This window comes from Pseudomonas sp. MD330_10 (assembly GCF_042610415.1).
Taxonomy (GTDB): Bacteria; Pseudomonadota; Gammaproteobacteria; order Pseudomonadales; family Pseudomonadaceae; genus Aquipseudomonas; species Aquipseudomonas rhodesiae.
This window is the reverse complement of record NZ_JBHGZU010000106.1, coordinates 1-251: the sequence shown is the minus strand read 5'-3', so window position 1 is coordinate 251 and position 251 is coordinate 1. Positions and strand designations below refer to the sequence as shown.

1 protein-coding gene is annotated in these 251 nt (G+C 53.4%); it reads left to right on the top strand.

Going from position 1 to position 251, the window contains the following annotated elements:
- Positions 1–251 (top strand): SDR family NAD(P)-dependent oxidoreductase (locus ACFZPT_RS26805; protein ID WP_379559151.1); only part of this gene is annotated, 251 nt, incomplete at both ends.

Here is a 251-nt window from a genome sequence, read left to right as displayed (position 1 = left end):
CCTGATCGGCCCGCACGACATAGCCATTAAGGGTGTTATTGCCAAATTGGATGATCTGGAACGCATCTTCGCGCAGATCAAGGCGACTAAGGGTCGGATTGATGTGTTATTCTCCAATGCGGGCCTATGTGATTTCGAGCCTATCGGCTCAATTACCGAAGCATCGTTCGACCGCACGTTTGGCATCAACGTCAAAGGCCCACTATTCACCGTGCAAAACGCGCTGCCACTGATTAGCGCCGGCGGCTCGA